The following is a 21,646-nucleotide window of genomic DNA, read 5'->3' as shown; positions in this document are numbered from 1 at the left end:
TCCACCCCGGACCGCCGCCACGATCCACCCCGGTCTGTTCCATTTCTACCATATAGACCAATCGGATACGGCGTTCGTCATATTGCCCGGTCAGCGTGAGGCTGCTCGTCGAACTGCTGCTGGTCGCCAAGGCGCTGGCTGGCGGGCGGCTGTTGCTGCAACTGCGCCGGCCGTCGATCCGGCCGTTGTCGAACGCGAGCCTCATCCGGTTGCAATGGTCGCCCATCGGCATCGGGCTGGTCTCGCTCGCCGCGCGGCGCAGCATCGCCTCGATCGCGCCCGAGGGGAGGCATTGGGTGAAGTTCATCGGCTGCGCTCCGACTCCCCCACCGCCGAGCAACAGTGTGGCACTGCGCCGGAAGCGCCACAGGCCGCCGCGCATGGTGGGCGCGTTGCCGGTGACGACGATGTCGGGCTGTTCGCCGGTCACGACGATGTCGGGACCGTCGGGGGCGCGGGGCGTCGGCGGTGGTGTAGCGGGCTGGCGTGCGCCGGGATCGGCGAGCATCGCCGCTTCCGCCGCATCGTCGAGCGAGTCGATACGGCCGGCGATGCATGCCTTTGCCTCGTCGACTTCCCGGTGGCCCGATTTCACGCAGGCGCGCAGGATCGCGCACATGATGCGGTCGATCCGTTCGTCGCCGCTCGAAATATCGATGTCGCAGGTGCGGACCCAGCGGCCGTTCGTCGCATACCGGATGCGGACCTTGCGCAGCTTGCGGGCGATGACGACGATGTCGGGGCCGTCGACCGCCGGTTCCTGCGGCACCGGCTGCGGGGCATGGGCGGCGGGCGGGACAATGCCCATGCCGGCGGCGGCGAGCAGTCCGGTCCAGCGCAGTCCCACCAGCATCCACGCCTCCCGTCATGCCCGGTCGATCGCCGGAGTTCGCGGGGGGCAGCCTATGTCGGAAAAGCGCCGTCCGCCAGTGGGTTCAGGCAAGGCGACCGGCGGTTTCGCGGATGAGCGCGATCATGTTGGGAATGCCCTGCGTCCGGTTCGAGCTGAGCTGGTTGCGCAGATCGAACGGGGCGAGGGCCGCGTCGACATCGGTGGCGAGGATCGCGGCGGGATCGCGGTCCTGCACCGTCGTCAGGACCAGCGCGATGATCCCCTTGGTGATCGCGGCATTGCTGTCGGCGAGGAAATGGAGCGTGCCGTCGTCCCGCGTCTGGGGATAGACCCAGACCGATGCCGAACAGCCCCGCACCAGCGTCGCGTCGGTCTTGAGCGCGTCGGGCATCGGTTCCAACTGGCGGCCCAGATCGATCAGGAGCCGGTAGCGGTCGTCGCCGTCGAGAAAGTCATAGTCGTCGCGGATGTCGTCGATGCTCTGCATGGACGCCGCTATAGCCGCTGCGCCCTACAGTTCCACCCCGGCGGCGATCGCTTCCAGCTTGCGGATGCGTTCCTTCAGGTCGGCGATCTCGATCCGGGTGCCGGCGTTGGGCACCGGGGCGCTGAACGGCTTGTCGCCCAGGCGCTGCTGCTGGAGCGAGAGCCAGCCGCGCCAGCCCGAGAGCATCGTGACCGAAACGATGGCGACCGCGCCGAGCGAGGTGAGGGCGAGCGCCAGGAGGAAGGTGGGGTTCATGGGGATCACGCTCCCTTGGGATCAGTTGAGGGGGTTGTCGCGCAGCCGCTCGATCTCGTCGGAGAGATCGACGCCGCGGTCGGTGATGATGCGTTCGAGGACGCGGACTCGCTGTTCGAGGCGTTCCGTCTGCGCGGCATATTGCGCGGCCTTTTCGGCAAGCGCGTTGGCTTCCACGGTCAGGCGGCGTTCGCGGTGCTCCAGCCATGGTTTGAACACCAGATTGGCGAGGATGGCGATGATCGGGATCGATACGCCGAGCAGCGGAATGAGAAGCGGACTCATCGACGTTCCTTTCAGTTCGCGCGGCCGCGCAGTTGTTCGATCTCACGGTCCAGCGAATGCGCGCCATCGGTCACGATCCGCTCGACGTTCGCCAGCCGGTCCTTGATCGAGCCGAGTTCGGCCTTCAATTGCGCGTTTTCCTGGCTGAGCAGCTTCACCCGCTCGATCGTCTCGTCGTCACGCTTGGGGTAGACGCTCTGGCCCCAGCCGCCTTGCAGCGGGTAGCCGTGCTTGATCCGCAGCCAGGTCGTGACTACCCAACCCGCGACCGAGATCGCGACGATCGTTCCGATGAAGGGAAACAGCATCTGCATCATCGCGACCTTTTCCGGGGTGGCATTGTCGACGTAGGTCATCATGGCAATCGCTCCAGAAAGTTCAGCGCAGCGCGTCGATTTCGCGGGCGGTGCGGACGGCGGGGTCGGTGGCGATGCGTTCGAGGACGGCGATGCGTTCTTCGAGGCGCAGGACCTTGCCCTGCAACTGCTCGTTCTGCTGCGCCATCAGCAGCGCCTGCCGTTCGACGGCGATCCGGTCGCGGTTGCGGTGACGCTTGCCCTTGCCTTCATACTCGTCGTCCAGCGGATAGCCGTGCTTCGCGCGGATCGCCGTCTTCACGATGCCCGCCGCCATGACGATCGCGATGATCGCCAGCACGAACCCCGGTCCACCCCAACCCATCGTCTCACTCCCTCGTTCGCGTCCCGGCGGGGACCGGATCAGCGCAGGCTGTCGATCTCGTCCGCCAGACGGGTGTTGCGGCTGGTATAGTACATTTCAATATCGGCGAGGCGACGGTCGATGTCGCGAAAGGTCGAGCGCATTTCCGATGCGGTGCGCGTCGGGTTCGACCGTACGCCCTGCCAGAATTTCTCGTCCTCATGGCTGTCGTAGAGGCCGTAAGGCTTCTTCTGCGCCATCCAGGCGATCATGAAATAGGCGATGACCGTCCAGGGGAAGCCGCCGGCCAGCGTCAGCAGCACCGTGCCGATGCGGATCCACATGACCTCGACGCCGGTATAGTCGGCGATGCCGGCGCACACGCCCGACATCTTGCCATTCGCCTTGTCGACATAGAATTTCGTGCGTGCGCCGGACATCAGTCCCTCCGTGAATAATCGTGGTTGCGGAAATCATTTTCCGGGAAGTCCCGGCGCGGTGCCGAGGGGCGGAAGTCCGGGTTGTCGGCGGCGATGATCCGCTCGATCGTCTGGAGCCGCTCCTCGAGCCGCCGGGCGGTGAGGTGCATGTCGTCGAGCAGCCGTTCGTCCTCGTTCGTCAGCGTCGGCGACTGTTTCCACTTGGTGATATAGTGGAGGATCAGCCACGGCAGCCCGATGAAGAGGACGCTGATGACGACCGCCACGGTCAGGAATTCGCCCATCGCGCTCAGCCCTCCCGGTTGAGGCGGGCCTTGAGCGCGGCCAGCTCGGCATCGATCTTGTCGGACGAGCGCAGCTCGGCGATCTCTTCCTCAAGGCTCTTGGGCGCCTGGCCCATGCCGGCGGCATCGGCGCGACCCTCGGCCAGATCGGCGCGGCGTTCCAGCACGTCGAAGCGGCTGAAGGCGTCGGCCGTCTTGCTGCCCGCATACATCTCGCGCAGCTTGGTGCGATTGTTGGCGGTTTCCATCCGGGTCTGGATGGCGCTCTGCCGGGTCCGCGCCTCGCGCAGCTTGCTCTGCAGCTTGGCGATGTCGACTTCCGAGGCGCGCAGCGCATCGTCGAGCACGACGATCTCGCTGTTGAGCTGTTCGGCCATGTCGACCGCCTTTTGCCGTTCGACGAGCGCGGCCTTGGCCAGATCCTCGCGATCCTTGCTCAGCGCCAGCTCGGCCTTTTCGGTCCAGCTTTCCTGAAGCTTGTCGAGCTTGCCGATATGGCGGCGCATTTCCTTCTGGTCGGCGATGGTGCGCGCGGCGGACGCGCGGACCTCGACCAGCGTCTCCTCCATTTCGAGGATAATCATGCGGATCATCTTCGCGGGGTCTTCGGCCTTGTCGAGCAGGTCGGTGACGTTGGCGGCGATGATGTCACGGGTGCGGGAAAAGATACCCATCGGTTACTCCTGAAGAAACGGGGTGGCCGGAGCGGAACGGGGCAGAACCGCCCCGGCCTGCCGCGTCACGCCATGGGCGCTGCGGCAAGGGTGAAGGCGAACGGACCGGAAGCGGTCGTCAGCCCAAGGGCGAACAGGCTGACCACGATCGCACCGGCCATGCTGGCGAGCGACTGGGAAAGCGAGATGTTCGAGAGGTTGCGCATTGGGGGTCTCCCTGAAACCTTTGTGTCGTGGCGCCCTGTGTCGGGCTTGTACATTGCTTTGCAGGAGCCGTGCCAGTTTCAAAAATGGCAGTTTTGCGTCGGTTCTGGTCGCGGTGGATACGAGTGCGAAATGACGACTTGCGAATTGTTGGGAAATTACGCCACACATCCGCCCCATGGAACGTGCATCCCAGGTCGTCGGCCAGTCCGGCCCGTTTCTCGACGCGCTGGAGCGCGCCAGCCGCGCCGCCGCGCTCGATCGCCCGGTGCTGGTGATCGGCGAGCGCGGCACCGGCAAGGAACTGGTCGCCGAGCGGCTCCACCGGCTGTCGGGACGGTGGGACCAGCCACTGGTGGTGATGAACTGCGCGGCGCTGCCCGAAACGCTGATCGAGGCCGAACTGTTCGGGCATGAGGCGGGCGCGTTCACTGGTGCGACCAAGGCGCGCACCGGCCGGTTCGAGGAGGCGGATGGCGGCACGTTGTTCCTCGATGAGCTGGGGACGCTGTCGATGGGGGCGCAGGAGCGGTTGTTGCGCGCGGTGGAATATGGCGAGGTGACGCGGATCGGATCGTCGCGGCCGATCCGGGTCGACGTGCGGATCGTGGCGGCGACCAACGAGCATCTGCCCGACCGGGTCGATCAGGGCACGTTCCGCGCCGATCTGCTCGACCGGTTGAGCTTCGAGGTGGTGACGCTGCCGCCGCTTCGCGCGCGGCCGGGCGACATCATGGTGCTGGCCGATTTCTTCGGGCGGCGGATGGCCGCCGAGATCGGGCGCGACGAATGGCCGGGGTTCGGCCCCAATGCGGTCGACCAGTTGATGGAGCATCGCTGGCCGGGGAATGTCCGCGAACTGCGCAACGCGGTCGAACGCTCGGTCTATCGCTGGGAACGGCCGGGGCCGATCGACCTGTGCGAGATCGATCCGTTCGCCTCGCCCTATCGCCCGCGCGGGGGGCCGGCGGCGACGCCTGCCGCCGCGGCGCCGGGCGCGGTGGCGGCGGAACCGGCCGAGCGCGACAATCCGGGCGACGACTTCAAGACGCGGGTCAACCGGTTCGAACGGCAGTTGCTGACCCGGGCGATGGCCGAGGCGCGCTATAACCAGCGGACGTGTGCCGATGCGCTGGGGTTGACCTACGACCAGTTGCGCCATGCGCTGAAACGCCATGGATTATTGGGGCAGGGGGGATAAGGGGCGGTTGCGTCTCGGCTCGCCGCCCCTAGATGTTGCCCGGACGTAACGACCGGAGCCAAGCCGTTCGAGCGGCGTTCGGTTGATCGACGTTTTGTGCCCACAGGAGGACCCGATGGCATTCACCCTTCCCCCGCTGCCCTATGCCTATGACGCGCTGGAGCCGACGATCGACAAGGAGACGATGACGCTCCACCACGACAAACATCATCAGGCCTATACCGACAAGCTGAACGAAGCGGTGTCCGAGGATGCCAGCCTCGAGGGCAAGTCGATCGAGGAACTGCTGGCGAATGTCGGCAGCGGGTCGGCCAAGCTGCGCAACAACGGCGGCGGCTATTGGAACCACATTTTCTTCTGGGAAACCATGAAGGGTGGCGGATCGCAGCCGTCGGGCGCGCTCAAGGACGCGATCGACGACCGGTTCGGCGGGGTCGACGCGCTGAAGGAACAGTTCAACGCGGCGGGCGTGAACCAGTTCGGGTCGGGCTGGGCATGGCTGATCGTGGGAGCCGACGGCAAGCTCGCCATCACCTCGACGCCGAACCAGGACAATCCGCTGATGGACGTCGCGGCGGTGAAGGGCACGCCGATCCTCGCCAACGACGTGTGGGAGCATGCCTATTACGTCACCTATCGCAATGCGCGTCCGGCGTATCTCAAGGCGTGGTGGGACGTGGTCGACTGGGACAAGGTCGGCGAGCGGTATGATGCTGCGGTGAAGTAAGATCACGGCAATAGCCCTCTCCCCTGAAGGGGAGAGGGTTGGGAGAGGGGGCTGTCCGCAAGGACGGCCCTCTTTTTTGTGAGTGCGGCGTTTGGGGCTTTCCCCTCTCCCCGACCCTCTCCCCTGAAGGGGAGAGGGAGTTAATCGGCAGGGGGCAGCGGCGCGTCCTTTTCCAGTTGCAACCCGTGGCGCAGCAGCATCGGAATATTCGCCCCGGCGAAGAGCAGCGTCAGCGGGACCGCGCCCCACAGCTTGAACCCGACCCAGAAATCCCACGACGAGTGCCGCCACACGACCTCGTTCAGCACCGCCATGAATGCGAAGAAGCCGGCCCAGTTGACCGTCAGCTTGCGCCAGCCGGTGGCGCTGAGCCCCGGATAGGCCGTCTCCAGCATCTGTTGCAGCAGCGGGCGGCCCGTCACCACCCCGAAGGTCAGGATCGAGGCGAACATCGCATAGACGATGGTCGGCTTCATCTTGAGGAAGGTATCGTCGCGGAAATACAGCGTCAGCGCGCCGAACACGATGACGAGGCCCGCCGACAGCCACAGCATCGGCGAGACATGGCCGGTCTTCCATTTCGACACGATGATCGAGACCAGGCTGGCGATCATGAACGCGATGCTGGCGATGATGACCTGCGCCAGCGAATCGACCATGTCGGGCAGCGACAGCTTCGACGCCAGCAGATTGGCGACGAAGAACACGCCGAGCGGCCCATAGTCGAGCGCCATGCGGAACAGCGGCGAGGCGGGTTTGGGTGCGGTCGTCATTTGCGCACCCGTTCGACGCCGGCGATGATCCGCGAGACTTCGTTGGCGTCGAAGCCGCGCAGGTCGTCGGCCGTCTCGCCCACGCCGATCGCGTGGATCGGGAGACCGAATTTCTCGGCGGCGGCGACCAGCACGCCGCCGCGCGCGGTGCCATCCAGCTTGGTCATGACGAGGCCGGTGACGCCGGCCGTCTCCTTGAACACCTCGATCTGGTTGAGCGCATTCTGACCCGTAGTGGCGTCGAGCACGAGCACCACGTCGTGCGGCGCGGCGGGATTGAGCCGGCCCAGCACGCGGCGGACCTTGGCGAGTTCGTCCATCAGCTCGCGCTTGTTCTGGAGGCGGCCGGCGGTGTCGACGATCAGCACGTCGATGCCGGTGGCGGTCGCCTGCTTCACCGCTTCATAGACGATGCCGGCGGCGTCGCCGCCCTCCGCCCCGCTCACGATCGGCACGCCGATGCGCTCGGCCCAGGTCCGAAGCTGGCCGATCGCGGCGGCGCGGAAGGTATCGCCCGCCGCCAGCATCACGCCGTAATCCTGATCGACCAGCGTCTTGGCGAGCTTGGCGATGGTGGTCGTCTTGCCCGATCCGTTGACGCCAATGACGAGGATCACCTGCGGCCGGGGAAACGCCTCGATCTCCAAGGGGCGGGCGACCGGGGCCAGCACCTTCTCGATCTCCTCGGCGACCACCAGGCGGATGCCCAGTTCCTCCATGTTGCGCTCATATTGCCCGTCGGCCAGCCGGGCGCGGACGCGCGCGGCGGTGGCGGGGCCGAGGTCGGAGGCGATCAGCGCCTCCTCGATCTCGTCCAGCGTCGCATCGTCGAGGCGTGCGGCGGAGAGGCCGACGAGGTTGCCGGTCAGGCGGTCGGAGGTTTTTTTCAGACCGCCGAGCAGGCGTTCGTGCCACGAAAGGCTCATAGGGGCATACCGATCAAGCGATCGCCTTCGACATGGGTGAGCCGCGCCGACACGATCGTGCCGGGCGGCGAGGGGGGAAGGAGGACGTCGGCAAAGCCGGGCGTGTGCCCGCGCGTGCCGGGCCGTTCGACGAGGATGGCGGCGGTGGTGCCGACCTGCCCCTGCAACCAGCGCTGACGCCGTGTGGCGGCGGCGGCGCGCAAGCGATCGGCGCGTGCCTTTGCGATGGGCGGCGGCACCTGCGGCATCCGCGCGGCGGGGGTGCGGGCGCGCGGGCTGTAGGGAAAGATATGCGCGTGGACGATGTCGCAGTCATCGATCAGTGCGAGGCTGTTCGCGGCCATGGCCTCGTCCTCGGTCGGGAACCCGGCGATGAGGTCGGCACCGATCGCGATTTCGCTACGGACGGTTTTGAGCCGGTCGACCAGTGCCACGGCATCGGCGCGGCTGTGGCGGCGGCGCATGCGCTTGAGGACCATGTCGTCGCCCGCCTGAAACGAGAGATGGACGTGCGGCATCACCCGCCGCTCGGTGGTGAGCAGCTCGAACAGCAGCGGATCGACGACCGCCGGATCGAGCGACGAGAGCCGCAGCCGGGCAAGCGCGGTGCGCGCGAGGATCGCGGCGACCAGATCGCCGAGGCGCGGCGTGCCCGCCAGATCGTCGCCATAGCTCGACAGGTCGACGCCGGTCAGCACGACCTCGCCATGCCCGGCATCGACGAGGGCGCCGACCTGCGCGACGATGCCGTCGATCGTGGCCGAGCGCGACGGGCCGCGTCCGGCGGGAATGGCGCAGAAGGTACAGGCGTGGTCGCAGCCGTTCTGCACCTCGACGAAGGCGCGGGTCTGGCCCGCGAACCCGGTCGACAGGTGCGGCGCGGTGTCGAGCACGCGGTCGATGGTGCGCACGACCACCGCATCCGTGGAAATCCATGCGGCGGGTTTGAGCTTGTCCGAATTGCCGATCACCCGGTCGACTTCGGGCATGGCGGCGAAGGCGGTGGGATCGATCTGCGCGGCGCAGCCGGTGACGATCAGTTCGGCCCCCGGCCGTTCGCGCCGCGCCCGGCGGATCGCGCGGCGGGTGCTGGCGACCGCATCGTTGGTGACGGCGCAACTGTTGACCACTACCGCGTCACGGGTCCCCAGCATCGCGCGGATCGCATCGCTTTCGGCGATGTTCAGCCGGCAGCCGAGCGTTATCATGGTGGGACCAACGGAGGATGGCATGGGCGGTGATCTAGGGACAGGCGCGGGGGAAGTCCACGCGGCAGCGAAGCAAGTGCTGGACTTCTGGTTCGACGAGGTGGGCGAGGACCGGCATTTTGCCAAAGACGACGCGCTCGATCGGACGATCGCGGAACGCTTCGGCGCGCTGCGCGACGCGGTGCTGGCGAGCGAGGCGGCGGCATGGCGCGAGGACGAACATCATCTGCTCGCCGCCGTCATCCTGCTCGACCAGTTCTCGCGCAACATCCATCGTGGTAGCGCGCAAGCGTTCGCCGCCGATCCGCTGGCGCTCGAACTGGCGCTGATCGGGATCGCGCGGGGCGACGACCGCGAGTTTCAGCCGCTCGAACGCTCGTTCCTCTACATGCCGTTGATGCACAGCGAGGACCGGGGCGTAGCGCGCTTTTCGGTGCGCTGTTTCGAATCGCTCGGCAACGCCAACAACCTGAAGTTCGCGCGCGACCATGCCGCCGTGATCGATGCCTATGGCCGCTATCCGTCGCGCAATGCCGCGCTCGGCCGGGTGTCGACCGACGCCGAGCAAGCGTATCTCAGCCGACCAGACGCCGGCTGGTGATCGTCGGCACGTCGGGATCGCTGCCGCCGCGCAGCAGCCCGCGTGCCCCCAGCATCCGCCTTGTATCGGCGATCGAGGTCGGCCGGCCGTACGCCCAGCCCTGCCCCTTCACGCAGCCGAGCGCCGCCAGCCGTTCGGCGATGGCGGCGCTCTCGATCCCCTCGGCTGTGACGGGCAGGTTCAGGCTGTCGCCAAGGCCAATGATCGCCTTCACGATCGCCGCCGAGTCGGCGCTGTCGAGCAGCGACAGGACGAAGCTCTTGTCGATCTTGATCCGGTCGAACGGCAGCGCGCGCAGATGGGCGAGGCTGGAATAGCCGGTGCCGAAATCGTCGAGCGCGACGCGGACGCCCTGATTCTTGAGGCTGCCGATGATCGACTGGGCGAGCGCCAGATTGTCGAACAGCGCGCTTTCGGTGATCTCCACCTCCAGCCGGTTGGGCGCGAAGCCGGCCTCGATCGTCGCCTTGATGATCTTTTGCGCGAGCCATGCGTCGCGCAACTGGACCGGCGAGATGTTGATCGACAGCGACAGCCCCGGGTCCCAGTCGCGCGCGGCGGCGAATGCCTGTCGCATGATCGACAGCGACAGGTCGCCGATCAGCCCGGTTTCCTCGGCCACGGGAATGAAGCGGTCGGGGGTGATCTCGCCATGCGTCGGATGGGTCCAGCGCGCCAGTACCTCGAAGCCGCTCAGCCGGCCGCTCGCCAGATCGACCTGTGCTTCGAAGCAGGGCGTGACCTGCCCTGCGGGGATGGCGATGCGCAGTCCGCTCTCCACATCGTTGCGGTCGTTCAGCGCGCGTTCCATCGCCCGGTCGAACCACGCATAGCGGTTACGGCCGCCTTTCTTTGCCCCATACATCGCGATGTCGGCCGATCGCATCAGCGCGTCGATCGTAGCACCATCGCTGTCCGACCGGGCGATGCCGATCGACGCGGTGATGTGGCAGCGCAGGCCATCGGCCTCGACCGGTTGCGCGAGCGACTCGACCAGCCGGCGTGCGATCGCGTCTACGGTTTCGGGATGGCGCGCGTCGAACACAAAGGCGCAGGCGAATTCGTCGCCGCCGAAGCGCGCGGTGAGCGCGGCGGGCGGCATGGCGGCGGCGATGCCGATCGCGACGCTGCGCAGCACCGCATCGCCCGCGACATGGCCGTGCATGTCGTTGACGGTCTTGAAATGGTCGAGATCGACGATCAGCAGCGCGACCGCCATCTTGCGCCGCGCCGCGAACGACAGCAGCGCCGCACCCGATTCGCCCAGGCTGCGGCGATTGAGGAAGCCGGTCAGCGGATCGCGCGCGGCGAGCAGTTGCGCGCGTTCCTCGGCGGCGGCGCGCAGGCGAACCTCCTCGCTCAAGGCGCGGTGGCGGAACCAGCCGAACAGGATCAGCGCCATGTTGAGCAGGAGGGCCACGACCAGCGACCGCTCGATCGGCGGTCCACCGGCGAAACGATAGGCCACGGCGCTCGACACCACCGCCGCGCCGACGCCCAGAAACAGGAGGGTTGCCGCCGCGCTGAAGACGAGCGCCCACCATTGCCGCCGCTCAGGGGGCGACGGATCGGGTGCGACGTCGATGACGCGGGGGCGGTCCGGTTCCATGCGGCGACAAGGATGCCGTCCGAGGAGTATAGAAGTTGTTAAGAAGCTGTTTGCGACCTCGTGGAAGCACGAGTTCCGAGCTGGCACCGCAGGACGCGCATCAACGCATTCCGCCGGCGGGTTGCATGGCGCGACCCTTTGGGGTAGGGGAGCGGATCGTTTCTTCCGGGAAGCGTTCAGCATTGCCGCCCATGGGCGACGCCGGCCGACGAGGTTTCGTCCGCCGGCGTGTTTTGCTTGAGCCTTTTCCGGGGGTGTCAGGATGGAGTGGTCCGCGTGTTCGAGAGTCTGAGTGACCGGCTGGGAGGGGTGTTCGATCGCCTGCGCGGTCGCGGCGCGCTGACCGAAGCCGATGTGCGGACCGCGATGCGCGAAGTCCGCGTGGCGCTGCTCGAAGCCGATGTCGCGCTGCCGGTCGCCCGCCAGTTCGTCGACAAGGCGACCGAGGCCGCCGTCGGTCACAACGTGCTGCGATCGATCACGCCGGGGCAGCAGGTCGTCAAGATCGTCCACGACGCGCTGGTCGACATGCTGGGGCCGGACACCGCCGAGCTGGACGTCGACGTCACGCCGCCCGCCGTCATCATGCTGGTCGGCCTGCAAGGCTCGGGCAAGACGACGACCACCGCCAAGCTCGCCAAGCTGTTGAGCAAGCGCGAGGGCAAGAAGGTGTTGATGGCGTCGCTCGACGTCAATCGCCCGGCGGCGCAGGAACAGTTGGCGGTGCTGGGCACGCAGGTCGAGGTCGCGACGCTGCCGATCTTGGCAGGCCAGCAGCCGGTCGACATCGCCCGGCGGGCGCTGCAATCGGCGAAGTTGCAGGGCTATGACGTTGTCATGCTCGACACGGCGGGCCGGCTGCACGTCGACCAGGCGCTGATGGACGAGATGAAGGCGGTGTCCGACATCGCCCGTCCCAATGAAACGCTGCTGGTCGTCGATGCGCTGACCGGTCAGGACGCGGTCAACGTCGCGCAGAACTTCTCCGATCAGGTGCCGCTGACCGGCGTGATCCTGACGCGGATGGACGGCGATGCGCGCGGTGGCGCCGCGCTGTCGATGCGCGCCGTTACCGGCAAGCCGATCAAGTTCGCCGGCACCGGCGAGAAGCTCGACGCGATCGAGCCGTTCCATCCCAAGCGTGTCGCCGGCCGTATCCTCGGCATGGGCGACGTCGTCTCGCTGGTCGAGAAGGCGGCGGAATCGATCGAGGCCGAGGATGCCGAGCGCATGGCCGGGCGGCTCGCCAAGGGCCAGTTCGACATGAACGACCTGCGCGGGCAACTGGCGCAGATGCGGCGGATGGGTGGTCTGGGCGCGCTTGCCGGCATGATTCCCGGCATGAAGAAGGCGCAGGCGGCGATGGCGTCGGGCGCGATGGACGAAAAGATTCTGCTGCGCATGGACGCGATGATTACGTCGATGACGGTCAAGGAACGCGCCAAGCCCGAACTCATCAACGCCAAGCGCAAGATCCGCATCGCCAAGGGCTCCGGCACCACGGTGCAGGACATCAACAAGCTGCTCAAGATGCACCAGGAAATGCAGTCCGCGATGAAGAAGCTCAAGAAGATGGGCGGCATCAAGGGCATGATGGCGATGCTGGGCAAGGGCGGTCCGGGGGGCGGCATGGCCGGCCTTGGCAATGCGCTGGGCGGACAGGGCCTGGGCGATCTGTTCGGCAAGGCGGGGGGCGAGATGCCCGGCCTGCCGGGGCTGGGCAGCGGCATGGGCGGGAAGGGCGGCATGCCGCAGCTTCCCCCCGGCTTCGGCAATCTCATCAAGAAGAAGTAACCGCCGGCAACGATCCGGCTTACACGAACCAACGAAGGAAGAAGACTCACATGGCACTCAGCATCCGTCTGTCGCGTGGCGGCTCGAAGAAGCGTCCCTATTACCGCATCGTCGTTGCCGATGCGCGTAGCCCGCGCGACGGCCGCTTCATCGAGAAGATCGGCACCTACAACCCGCTGCTCGGCAAGGAAGACGAGAAGCGCGTCGTGCTCGACGCCGAGCGTGCGACCCATTGGCTGGGCGTCGGCGCACAGCCGACCGACCGCGTCGCCCGCTTTCTCGACAAGGCCGGCGTGAAGGAACGCGCTGCCCGCGACAACCCCAACAAGGGCAAGCCGGGCGAGAAGGCCGTCGAGCGCGCCGAGGAGCGCGCCGAAAAGGCGAAGGCCGCCGAAGAAGCCGCCAACGCTCCCGCCGAAGCATAAGGGCTTCGTCCCGCGTCCGCCGCACGTCGGCGGACGCGGGCAGCCTTTGGTCGCGCCTGCGCGTTGTCGCCTGTCCCACGACAGGAGCATGGCCGCATGACCGACCCGGAAACCAGCCCAGCGCATGACGACGACGCCACCAACCAGGGCCGTTCGGCGGAAGACCCCGCCGAAGGCCGCGACGACACCCCCGAAGGCGACGCAGGCTCCCCCGGATAAGCCGGGCGGCGGCGAGCGGCGGGTGGTGCTCGCCGCTATCGCCGGTGCCCATGGGCTGAACGGCGAGGTGCGGCTGAAGCTCTTCACCGACGACCTGTCCAGCTATTCGCGGCTGAACGGCGGTGCGTTGACGCTCCAGTCGGTGCGTCCGGCGACCAACGGCGTCATCGGCCGCTTTCGCGAGATCGCCGATCGGACGAAGGCCGAAGCGATGCGCGGCACCGAGCTGTGGATCGGCCGCGACGAACTGCCCCCGCTTGGCGAGGGTGAATATTATCACGCCGATCTGCTCGGCCTGCCGGCGGTGTCGACCACCGGCGAGTCGCTGGGGCAGATCGTCGCGATCGACGATTTCGGTGCGGGCGACGTGATCGAGATCGAACGGCCGACCGGCAAACGCTTCATGGTGCCGATGCAGCCGCATGCGGTGCCCGAATGGAACGACGAACGGCTGGTGGTCGAGGCGATCTTCGCCGCTGAATAGCGCGTCAGTCGCCGGCGAGGCTGGCGGCGAAGGCGGCGCGGATGTCCGCCGGGGCATCCGACAGCCGCCGGGCGAGCCGCTGGCGCAAGCCCATGTCGGCACAGGCCGACCCGCGCTCCATGCTCCAATAGCCGAATTCGCGCGCCGCGACGCTCCGGTCGGAGAGGATGCGGATGTCGTGATGCCGCCGATCGGCGGCGATCCGGGCATAGGCGTTGGCGACGCTGTCCGCCGGACCTTCGAGCACTTGCAGGAAATGGCCGTCGTTGAACCACAATAATCCGGTGATCCCGTCGACCGCATTGTTATGCCGCGATTGCTGCAGAATGTCGTCGAGATCGATAGGGTCGCCGCACAGGCTGGCGTAGAAAATCTGGCGCAGGGGAACGTTGGTCACCCGAAAGGAATAGGATCGCGTCCGGGCAGGATCAAGGGCCCGGACCGTCCACTCAGAACCCCGGCGCCGTCAACGGCCAGCCGAGCCCGAGCATCAGCCGCACGCCGATCCAGCCGGCGGCGACGAGCACGACGCCGGCGCTGTCCGGGAAGCATATCCTGATCGAAGCGGCATGGATGCCGGCCAACACCGCCTCAATGGATCAACGTCAGCGGTCGAGCTGATGCATGCGCCAAGGGAATATCTGGTGGTAGCGTTCGGGCGAAAGCAAGTCGTGGGGGCCGGGCGCTATCGCCCGCGCGGTTTGGGCGGGTCGGGGGGTGGCGGGCCGATGTCGGCATCGGGGTCGATCGCTTTCGTCAGCAGGCGGCCGACGAACGTTACCGGATCGGCTCCGCGCTTGTAGCCGTACGCTTCCATCTCGCGGCGGGCGCAGCGGCCTTGCCCGGCGAAAATGCCGCAGCCTTGCCGGAACGGATCGGTCGTGGCGGTGCGGGCGGGTTCGCCCGCCACCGCCCCCTCGGCGAAGGGTTCGCGCGGGGTAGCGAGGGGCAGGCGGTGGCGGCGGTCGTCGCGGGCGCAGACGACCAATGTGTCGGGATCGGTCGAGCGGCATTCGTCGGCGGCGGCGCGTTCGGCGGCGGCGGCGAGGATGCGGTCGATCGACTGGGCGGCGGCCGGGGCGGGGAGTAGCGCAAGCGTCGTCAGCAGCCAGCGCATCGTGCGGTCTCCGGTCGTCGTCGGGGCCGCGACGATAGGCTGACGTCCCGATGGCGGCAACCGCTCAGCGGCGCAGCGGGTGGCGTTCGGACAGCAGGTTGCGGATCGTGGTGGCGGCGACGCCGGCCTCGCCCATCGCGTGGCTGATCTGGTCGAGGCCCTTCACCACATCGCCCGCCGCGAACAGGCCGGGGATCGAGGTGCGCTGGTGATCGTCGACCTCGAGGCAACCGTCCGCCGTCGCGGCGGCCCCTGCCGCCACCGCCAGTTCGGACCGGATGTGTGAGCCGAGCGCGGGGTAGACGCTGTCGAAGCTCCGGTCGCCCGCCGCGGTGCGGACGACGAACCGGTCGCCGTTGATGCGATAGTCGCCGCACGGCCCGTCGACCCGCTCGATCCCGGCGGCGTCGAGCGCGGCGAGACAGGTGTCGTCGAGGTCGTGGTCGCTGTCGGGCGCGATCAGCGTGACGTCGGCGGTAAAGCCGCGCAGGAACAGCGCCTCGCGCATGCCATGGTCGCTGGTGCCGATCACGCCGACGCGGGCGTCCGTGACTTCATAGCCGTCGCAGATCGGGCAGTAGCGCAGCAGTCCGCGCCGCAGCGCCTCGTCATGGACGGCGTTGGTCAGGCCGCGCGGGCGGTGGTTCACCACCCCGGTCGCCAGCAGCACGGTGCGGCCGCGCGTGGCGCCGGTGGCGGTGTGGACGACGAAGTCCTCGCCGTCGCGCTCGATCGCGGTGATGCTCGTCGCCTCGCAGGTTGCACCGTACATCGCTGCCTGGTCGTGCATCCGTGCCAGCAGCTCGGTGCCGGCGATGCCGCCGGGGAAGCCGGCGTGGTTGTGGGTGCGCGGGATCAGCGCGGCGCGGCTGGAGCCGCAGTCGAACATGCGGATCGAGAGGTGGAAGCGCGCGAGATAGATCGCTGCGGTGAGGCCGGCGGGGCCGGCGCCGATGATGATGCAGTCCGCCGGTGCTTCGGGCATGTCGTTCCATTCGTATTGGTACGGGCGCAAATGGTGCGCGCGGCCTTTCGTTCCCGGTCGCATGCTGGCAGGGGAGCGGCATGAGCTTCGCCGCGACCGTCCTGACCCTCTATCCCGAGATGTTTCCCGGACCGCTGGGCGTGTCGCTCGCCGGGCGGGCGCTGCGCGAGGGGCGCTGGTCGCTCGACACGGTGCAGATCCGCGACTTCGCGACGGACCGGCACAAGTCGGTCGACGATACCCCGGCGGGGGGCGGCGCGGGGATGGTGCTGCGCGCCGATGTGCTGGCCAGCGCGCTCGACAGTGTCGCGCCCGGCCGGCCGGTGCTGGCGATGACGCCGCGTGCGCCGCGACTGACGCAGGCGCGGGTGCGGACGCTGGCGCAAGGGCCGGGCGCGGTCATTCTGTGCGGGCGGTTCGAGGGGTTCGACGAGCGGCTGTTCGAGGGGCGCGCGATCGAGCCGGTGTCGATCGGCGACTATATCCTGTCGGGCGGCGAGATGGGCGCGCTGGTGCTGCTCGACGCTTGCGTTCGGCTGCTTCCCGGCGTAATGGGCGCGGCTTCCAGCGGTGTCGAGGAAAGCTTCGAAAGCGGCCTCCTCGAATATCCGCAGTACACCCGTCCCAATGAATGGGAGGGGCGCACGATCCCGCAAGTGTTGCGATCGGGGGATCATGCGAGGATCGCCGCGTGGCGTACAGCCAAGGCGGAATCCGACACACGGCTATGGCGGCCGGACCTGTGGGAGCGTCATGTCGACGCTCGGGTCCAGTCGCCCTCTGGCGCGCACGACAAAGACGAAGGTCACAAGCAATGAACCTCCTCCAGACGCTCGAAGCGGAACAGATCGCCAAGTTCCTCGAATCGAAGTCGATCCCCGAATTCCGCGCCGGCGATACCCTCAAGGTCGGCGTGAAGGTCGTCGAAGGCGAGCGTACCCGCGTGCAGAACTACGAAGGCGTGTGCATCGCCCGGTCGAACGCCGGCATGGGTTCGTCGTTCACCGTCCGCAAGATGAGCTTCGGCGAGGGCGTCGAGCGCGTGTTCCCGTTGTATTCGCCGAACATCGATTCGATCGAGGTCGTGCGTCGCGGTGTCGTGCGTCGCGCCAAGCTGTATTATCTGCGTGGCCGCACCGGCAAGTCGGCGCGTATCGCCGAGCGTCGCGATCCGCGCCCGGCCAAGGCGACCGCCGCCGAGTAATCGGCGGGGCACCTGCCCGGTGAAAGAGGGGGCGTGGCGACCATGGTCGCCGCGCCCCTTTTTCATGGTCGCCGGCTGATCGAGCGGGGCGATCGATCGGGTTGGGAAGCGCCAAAGTTTACAAAGTTTACACTAACCACGTATGTCGCACGTCAGCAGGGCGGCGCTGCCTGTCCGACCAGCGCGACGGGATCGGCGATGCTGGCCAGTTCGGGAGCTTCGACGCGGAGATGCGCGGTGCCGCTGCGCCATTGCGCCCGCCACCAGCCGTTGCCGGCCATGACGTCGATGCGTGGCAGCAGCGTCCGCGCGTGATGCAGCAGTTCGTCGGGCGGGATCAGCGCGCGGTCGTCGGCCAGCGCGTGTGACAGGTCCTTCGCGATCGCGACGTTCGTCGCCTTCGGCATGTCGGTCGCGCGTTGCATCAGATCGGCGAGCAGGTTGCGTCGTGCCGCATCCCATTCGCCCGGCGTGAAGCCGGTGGTGGCGATCGCGCAGGTCGTCCGGCGCAGCGCCTGCGCCGCCGCTTGCCATTGCCCCTCGGCGAAATAGTCCCAGACCATGATCTGGCGATGGCCCTGTTCGCCGTTTTCGATGAACACCCCGCGCTTGCCCGGCGGGCTGCCGGGGTCGAGCGCCGCCAGCTGGTCGCCCACCGCACGGGTGAGCAGCAGGTCCATCAGTTGCGCGCGGCGTTGCCGGTCGCGCGAGGCGGGCGGGGCCGGCGTCGACATCACCACGGCGAGCAGGGCGGCGCGGCGACCGTCGGCGCGGGTGGCGACGCTGACCGGGCCGATCCGCTCGGGCCGGAACTGCGGATAGCGGGCGGGCCGCGACGGCGGCGCGGTCTGTACCCAGTGTCCGAAATGCCGTTCGATCAGCGATCGTATCGCGGCTGGTTCGACATCGCCGACGATGACGAGCATCGTATTCTGCGGCTGGTAGAGCCGGTGATAGAGGCTGCGGATCGTGGCGACGCTGGCGGTCGGCACGTCGTTGGAGTTTTGCGCGTCGAGCAGGTCGTTGGGCGAACCGGGCGCGACCGCTGCGATGTAATCGGCATAGATGGCGTTGCCCTGCCGTTTGTCGGTCATTTCGGCCATAACCGAGACACGTTCGCCATCGACCGCGTCGGCGCGAAAGGTCAGGTCGCTCGCGGCTTCGCGCAGCAGCGCGACGATCGCCTCGATATCGGCCGCCGAGCGCGTCTTGGTGGAGAGGAAATAATTGCTCTCGCGCCAGCTCGTCGTCGCGACCTCCGGCGCGGGAAAGGTGTGCTGCAGCCCGACGCGGATGAAGTGATCGCGATCGTCGGGCGATCCGCGCGTCGGGCTGTGGAACACGACATGCTCGATCAGATGGGCAAGGCCGCGCTCGCCGGGGCGGCGTTCGGCGATGAAGCCGCCCTCGTTGCGCAGCAGGATGCCGACGCCCGGTTCGCCGCCGCGCCGGGGCAGGATCGCGAAGCGGACGCCGTTTTTCAGCCGACCGGTGACGGGCGTGCCCCATCCGCCCTGCGGCACCGTCGCGCGGGCGGACGGCTGGCGGGCGCGCGGGGCGGCGTCGGCGGTGACGCAGCACACGACGAACGGGAGGACACCGAGCGTCGACAACCAGTTTCGCATTCGTCGCAGTCTCCAGACGGATCGCCTATCCGGCCCTGTGGTGCTGGAGATTTGGGGCAGGATCGTGACGCCGCGCGACCCTATCGATCGTCGGCGCTGTAGGACAGCGGCCGGTATTGGGGCGTGGGATCAATCGAACGCTGGCACGTCCGAGATGTCGGGCATCGTCCGCCCATGGTGGAAAGCGCTGATCGATCGGCGCAGGCAATACCGCGCGGTCCAGACCGGCGGCGTTAGAACCGATCGACATTCAACCGCGCGGCGGTTCGTGGCACCTTCCCTCCCTGACAAGGGAGGGGGCGGGGGTGGGTTGGCTGGTAAGGAAACGTACACGCCCCACAACCGGCCTACCCACCCCCAACCCCTCCCTTGTCAGGGAGGGGAGCAGGTCGCGGAACGATCGACCATTCGATCATGCGCCAGTCACGGCCGCCGCCCCGTACCAACCGAAACACCGCTCGGCCGCCGCGACCGCACGCGCGGTCCAGTCGGCGCCGGTGTCGGCGGCGTCGATCGCGGCGCGGATCGTGCGCCAGTCGCCGGCACCGTGTCCGGCGGCGAGATAGGCGTGGGGGAGGCCGGGGGCGACCTGCCGGGCGAGCATCACCCCGCCCAGCCGCGATCCTTCGACGACGTAGAACATGCCCCATGCCGCCGCCGGATCGTGCGGGATGCTGACGGTCATCGGCACGGGCATCGCGCGGCCGAGCGCGGCGAGATCGGCGGCGAGCGCGGGGGTGCGCGGGCGGAAGCCGGGCAGGGCGGGGCAGGCCGCCAGTGCCGCCTCGACCGGCGGCAGGATGCGGGCGTGGGCGGTGAGGAACGCGGCATAGCCGGCGCGGTCGGTCAGGTCGAAGCGGGCATAGGCGGCGTCGACCGCATCATGCGCCGCCGCCGTCGCCGCGCGCAGCGCCTGGGAAGCGGTCATGCGTCCTCGGGCACGCCCACGGGTGCGGAGACGATGAAGCGCAGCCCCGGCGCATTATCGATCTCCTCGATCGTGCCGTCCAGCCGCTGGACCATCGCGTTCAGCATGCGGGTGCCGAAGCCCTGCCGCGTGCCGAGCCGGCCCTGCCCCCGGTCGGCCACGGTCAGGCGGAAGCGGTTGCGGAACTGCTCCAGCGTCACCGCGATCGGGCCGGGCTTGCCGTCATAGGCATATTTCTGGGCATTGATGACCAGTTCGACGAGGATCAGCCCGACCTGTACCGCCGCATCGGCATTGATGAGCATCGGCGCCACGTCCATCGTCAGGCGCCCGCGCCATTCGTCGCCCATCGACCCCTGCATCTCGCCCAGCAGGTCCTCGATATAGCGGCCGAGGTCGACGGCGGTGACGGTGTCGTCCGAATAGAGCCGGCGATGGACCAGCGCGACCGCCGACAGCCGCCGCTGCGCTTCGGTCAGGTGGCGGGTCAGCGTCTCGTCATTCTCGGCATTGGCCTGCATCGCGAGGAAGGCGACGACGAGTTGCAGGCTGTTCTGGACGCGGTGGTTGACCTCCTTGATGAGCGTGTCCTGTTGCGCCAGCAGCACGTCCTTGTCGGCGACCGCGCGGTTGAGTTCGCGGTTGAGATCGGTGATGCGGCGGCGCTGGCGCAGGTCGAAGAACATCCGCGACAGGCGGTGCGCCCCCTCGATCTCGGCATTCGACCATGGCCGGGCCCAGCCGCGGATTTCCTCGCTCCACGCCTCGAACGAGGCGCGCGGGGTGAGGTGCTCGCCCGGTGCCACGGCGACCGCCTTGTGCGGGTTGCCGGCCCATTTGACGGTCTGCAATTCCTCGGCGCGGAACCACAGCAGGACGACCGGTTCGTCGACCGACAGGACGATGGCGAGCAGGCCGCTCGCCAGATCGCGATAGGCGCGGGCGGCGGGCAGGCGTTGTTCGAGGCTGGCGGTATGGAGCGGGCTGACTCCCTGTCGCCGGACCCATGCCGATATATCGGCGATGTCCTCGCGCGCGGGCACGTGGCCGGTGGTGTGGAGCGAGGTTCCCCGGTGGAGCGCGAAACCGTCCGCGCCGAGCATCCGTTGCAGCTCGTGGCCGACCAGCGCGGCGAGCTGATCGGGATCGCCCTCCTGCGCCAGCCGCAGGCCAAGCGCATCCTCGGCGGCGCGCAGGCGCAGGCGTTCGCGATAGTCGGCGGCCTCTTCCTTGGCGCGGATCTGTTGCGCGAGGGTGGCGGCGACCAGTTCGCAGGTCTTGCGCTGGAGCCATGACAGCGCGCGCGGGCTGCGGTGGTGGCAGGCGACGAGGCCCCACAGCACCCCGTCCTTGACGATCGACACCGAGGCGGAGGCGGCGACGCCCATGTTGTGGAGATACTGGATATGGATCGGCGAGACGGCGCGGATGCCGATGTCGCTCAGGTCGACCTGCGCCAGCGCCGGATCGGACGCGACGATCGGCGCGGGCGCATAGCCGACGTCGGGGATCACCCGCACCCGGTTGCGGATATAGAGCGCGCGCGCCTGTCGCGGAATGTCGGAGGCGGGGAAATGGTGGTTGAGGAAGCTGCCCATGCCATCGGCATGGCGTTCGGCGACGACCTTGCCCGAATCATCGTCGAGGAAGCGATAGATCATCACCCGGTCGAACCCGG

The 21,646-nt window shown here is 68.0% G+C and carries 30 protein-coding genes; 9 read left to right on the top strand and 21 right to left on the bottom strand.

Features of this window, described 5'->3' with window-relative positions; all coding sequences use genetic code 11:
• The 10 genes from ASE78_RS18995 to ASE78_RS18760 all read right to left on the bottom strand — a co-directional run.
• On the bottom strand, positions 1-853 hold an 853-nt coding region (locus ASE78_RS18995), incomplete at its 3' end, for a hypothetical protein (protein ID WP_162236503.1).
• Positions 854-935: 82 nt separating this feature from the next.
• A complete protein-coding gene (locus tag ASE78_RS13150; protein ID WP_055759754.1) occupies positions 936-1,340 on the bottom strand; it encodes a SufE family protein in 405 nt (134 codons plus the stop codon).
• A 24-nt stretch (positions 1,341-1,364) separates the two neighbouring features.
• Positions 1,365-1,595 (bottom strand): hypothetical protein, encoded by a 231-nt coding sequence (locus tag ASE78_RS13145; protein WP_055759755.1) that lies wholly within the window; start codon positions 1,593-1,595, stop codon positions 1,365-1,367.
• 21 nt (positions 1,596-1,616) lie between these two features.
• On the bottom strand, positions 1,617-1,880 hold the full coding sequence (locus ASE78_RS13140) for a hypothetical protein (RefSeq protein WP_056497835.1): 264 nt from the start codon (positions 1,878-1,880) through the stop codon (positions 1,617-1,619).
• Positions 1,881-1,891: 11 nt separating this feature from the next.
• Positions 1,892-2,197, bottom strand: a complete 306-nt coding sequence (locus tag ASE78_RS13135; RefSeq protein WP_056497955.1) for a hypothetical protein — start codon at positions 2,195-2,197, stop codon at positions 1,892-1,894.
• A gap of 61 nt (positions 2,198-2,258) precedes the next feature.
• Positions 2,259-2,561, bottom strand: a complete 303-nt coding sequence (locus ASE78_RS13130; RefSeq protein ID WP_056497834.1) for a hypothetical protein — start codon at positions 2,559-2,561, stop codon at positions 2,259-2,261.
• A gap of 38 nt (positions 2,562-2,599) precedes the next feature.
• Positions 2,600-2,980, bottom strand: a complete 381-nt coding sequence (pspC, locus tag ASE78_RS13125) for an envelope stress response membrane protein PspC (protein WP_055759767.1) — start codon at positions 2,978-2,980, stop codon at positions 2,600-2,602.
• Entirely contained in the window at positions 2,980-3,264 is a 285-nt protein-coding gene (pspB, locus tag ASE78_RS13120; protein WP_055759770.1) for an envelope stress response membrane protein PspB, read from the bottom strand. The genes pspC and pspB overlap by 1 nt, the downstream gene beginning before the upstream one ends.
• Positions 3,265-3,269: 5 nt before the next feature.
• The gene (gene pspA, locus ASE78_RS13115; protein ID WP_055759773.1) at positions 3,270-3,938 is read right to left on the bottom strand and encodes a phage shock protein PspA; all 669 of its coding nucleotides are present in this window, start codon (positions 3,936-3,938) and stop codon (positions 3,270-3,272) included.
• 65 nt (positions 3,939-4,003) lie between these two features.
• Positions 4,004-4,144, bottom strand: a complete 141-nt coding sequence (locus tag ASE78_RS18760) for a hypothetical protein (RefSeq protein WP_156349126.1) — start codon at positions 4,142-4,144, stop codon at positions 4,004-4,006.
• Between the two features lie 176 nt (positions 4,145-4,320).
• Here ASE78_RS18760 and pspF point away from each other — a divergent pair, with 176 nt between their 5' ends.
• Both pspF and ASE78_RS13105 read left to right on the top strand, forming a co-directional pair.
• On the top strand, positions 4,321-5,343 hold the full coding sequence (gene pspF, locus ASE78_RS13110; protein ID WP_056497833.1) for a phage shock protein operon transcriptional activator: 1,023 nt from the start codon (positions 4,321-4,323) through the stop codon (positions 5,341-5,343).
• Positions 5,344-5,458: 115 nt separating this feature from the next.
• Positions 5,459-6,070, top strand: a complete 612-nt coding sequence (locus tag ASE78_RS13105) for a superoxide dismutase (RefSeq protein ID WP_056497832.1) — start codon at positions 5,459-5,461, stop codon at positions 6,068-6,070.
• Positions 6,071-6,210: 140 nt separating this feature from the next.
• Here the strand turns inward: ASE78_RS13105 and ASE78_RS13100 are convergent, their stop codons facing one another.
• The 3 genes from ASE78_RS13100 to mtaB are packed head-to-tail and all read right to left on the bottom strand — an operon-like array spanning position 6,211 to position 8,977.
• Positions 6,211-6,843, bottom strand: coding sequence for a septation protein A (locus ASE78_RS13100; protein WP_082467203.1), 633 nt, complete (start codon positions 6,841-6,843; stop codon positions 6,211-6,213).
• Positions 6,840-7,769, bottom strand: coding sequence for a signal recognition particle-docking protein FtsY (ftsY, locus tag ASE78_RS13095; protein WP_056497831.1), 930 nt, complete (start codon positions 7,767-7,769; stop codon positions 6,840-6,842). Before ftsY ends, ASE78_RS13100 begins: the two co-directional genes overlap by 4 nt.
• Positions 7,766-8,977 (bottom strand): tRNA (N(6)-L-threonylcarbamoyladenosine(37)-C(2))-methylthiotransferase MtaB, encoded by a 1,212-nt coding sequence (gene mtaB, locus ASE78_RS13090; RefSeq protein WP_414886961.1) that lies wholly within the window; start codon positions 8,975-8,977, stop codon positions 7,766-7,768. Before mtaB ends, ftsY begins: the two co-directional genes overlap by 4 nt.
• A gap of 22 nt (positions 8,978-8,999) precedes the next feature.
• Between mtaB and ASE78_RS13085 the strand changes: the two genes are divergently transcribed.
• Positions 9,000-9,578 (top strand): DUF924 family protein, encoded by a 579-nt coding sequence (locus ASE78_RS13085; RefSeq protein ID WP_056497829.1) that lies wholly within the window; start codon positions 9,000-9,002, stop codon positions 9,576-9,578.
• Here the strand turns inward: ASE78_RS13085 and ASE78_RS13080 are convergent.
• Positions 9,553-11,187, bottom strand: coding sequence for a putative bifunctional diguanylate cyclase/phosphodiesterase (locus ASE78_RS13080; RefSeq protein WP_056497828.1), 1,635 nt, complete (start codon positions 11,185-11,187; stop codon positions 9,553-9,555). The genes ASE78_RS13085 and ASE78_RS13080 overlap by 26 nt on opposite strands.
• 276 nt (positions 11,188-11,463) lie before the next feature.
• Here ASE78_RS13080 and ffh point away from each other — a divergent pair, with 276 nt between their 5' ends.
• The 4 genes from ffh to rimM all read left to right on the top strand — a co-directional run bounded on the left by ffh (position 11,464) and on the right by rimM (position 14,109).
• Positions 11,464-12,981, top strand: coding sequence for a signal recognition particle protein (gene ffh, locus ASE78_RS13075; protein WP_056497953.1), 1,518 nt, complete (start codon positions 11,464-11,466; stop codon positions 12,979-12,981).
• 50 nt (positions 12,982-13,031) lie between these two features.
• Positions 13,032-13,406, top strand: coding sequence for a 30S ribosomal protein S16 (gene rpsP / locus ASE78_RS13070; protein ID WP_055759797.1), 375 nt, complete (start codon positions 13,032-13,034; stop codon positions 13,404-13,406).
• A 96-nt stretch (positions 13,407-13,502) separates the two neighbouring features.
• Entirely contained in the window at positions 13,503-13,625 is a 123-nt protein-coding gene (locus ASE78_RS19800) for a hypothetical protein (RefSeq protein ID WP_268795716.1), read from the top strand.
• Positions 13,626-13,647: 22 nt separating this feature from the next.
• Entirely contained in the window at positions 13,648-14,109 is a 462-nt protein-coding gene (rimM, locus tag ASE78_RS13065) for a ribosome maturation factor RimM (protein ID WP_235515052.1), read from the top strand.
• Between the two features lie 4 nt (positions 14,110-14,113).
• Here rimM and ASE78_RS13060 read toward each other — a convergent pair whose 3' ends face one another.
• The 4 genes from ASE78_RS13060 to ASE78_RS13050 all read right to left on the bottom strand — a co-directional run bounded on the left by ASE78_RS13060 (position 14,114) and on the right by ASE78_RS13050 (position 16,211).
• Complete coding sequence (locus tag ASE78_RS13060; protein ID WP_235515051.1) at positions 14,114-14,506, bottom strand: BLUF domain-containing protein; 393 nt, start codon at positions 14,504-14,506, stop codon at positions 14,114-14,116.
• Positions 14,507-14,558: 52 nt separating this feature from the next.
• Positions 14,559-14,693 (bottom strand): hypothetical protein, encoded by a 135-nt coding sequence (locus ASE78_RS19795; RefSeq protein WP_268795715.1) that lies wholly within the window; start codon positions 14,691-14,693, stop codon positions 14,559-14,561.
• A 101-nt stretch (positions 14,694-14,794) separates the two neighbouring features.
• On the bottom strand, positions 14,795-15,226 hold the full coding sequence (locus tag ASE78_RS13055) for a hypothetical protein (RefSeq protein WP_055759804.1): 432 nt from the start codon (positions 15,224-15,226) through the stop codon (positions 14,795-14,797).
• A gap of 64 nt (positions 15,227-15,290) precedes the next feature.
• Positions 15,291-16,211: an NAD(P)/FAD-dependent oxidoreductase gene (locus ASE78_RS13050; RefSeq protein ID WP_056497826.1), complete on the bottom strand. Its 921-nt coding sequence runs from the start codon at positions 16,209-16,211 to the stop codon at positions 15,291-15,293.
• Between the two features lie 80 nt (positions 16,212-16,291).
• Here ASE78_RS13050 and trmD point away from each other — a divergent pair, with 80 nt between their 5' ends.
• The gene (gene trmD / locus ASE78_RS13045; protein ID WP_056497825.1) at positions 16,292-17,029 is read left to right on the top strand and encodes a tRNA (guanosine(37)-N1)-methyltransferase TrmD; all 738 of its coding nucleotides are present in this window, start codon (positions 16,292-16,294) and stop codon (positions 17,027-17,029) included.
• The gene (gene rplS, locus ASE78_RS13040) at positions 17,026-17,415 is read left to right on the top strand and encodes a 50S ribosomal protein L19 (protein WP_056497824.1); all 390 of its coding nucleotides are present in this window, start codon (positions 17,026-17,028) and stop codon (positions 17,413-17,415) included. Before trmD ends, rplS begins: the two co-directional genes overlap by 4 nt.
• Positions 17,416-17,567: 152 nt before the next feature.
• Here the strand turns inward: rplS and ASE78_RS13035 are convergent, their stop codons facing one another.
• The 3 genes from ASE78_RS13035 to ASE78_RS13025 all read right to left on the bottom strand — a co-directional run.
• Entirely contained in the window at positions 17,568-19,040 is a 1,473-nt protein-coding gene (locus ASE78_RS13035; protein ID WP_056497823.1) for a M16 family metallopeptidase, read from the bottom strand.
• Positions 19,041-19,452: 412 nt separating this feature from the next.
• Positions 19,453-19,968, bottom strand: a complete 516-nt coding sequence (locus ASE78_RS13030) for a biliverdin-producing heme oxygenase (RefSeq protein ID WP_056497822.1) — start codon at positions 19,966-19,968, stop codon at positions 19,453-19,455.
• Positions 19,965-21,646: histidine kinase dimerization/phosphoacceptor domain -containing protein (locus ASE78_RS13025; protein ID WP_235515050.1), on the bottom strand; the 1,682-nt coding region annotated here is incomplete at its 5' end. The genes ASE78_RS13030 and ASE78_RS13025, both read right to left, overlap by 4 nt.

The organism is Sphingomonas sp. Leaf25 (assembly GCF_001421635.1).
In the GTDB taxonomy this organism is placed as follows: Bacteria; Pseudomonadota; Alphaproteobacteria; order Sphingomonadales; family Sphingomonadaceae; genus Sphingomonas.
Note: the sequence above shows the minus strand (reverse complement) of the source record. Positions and strands in the feature narration are given on the sequence as shown.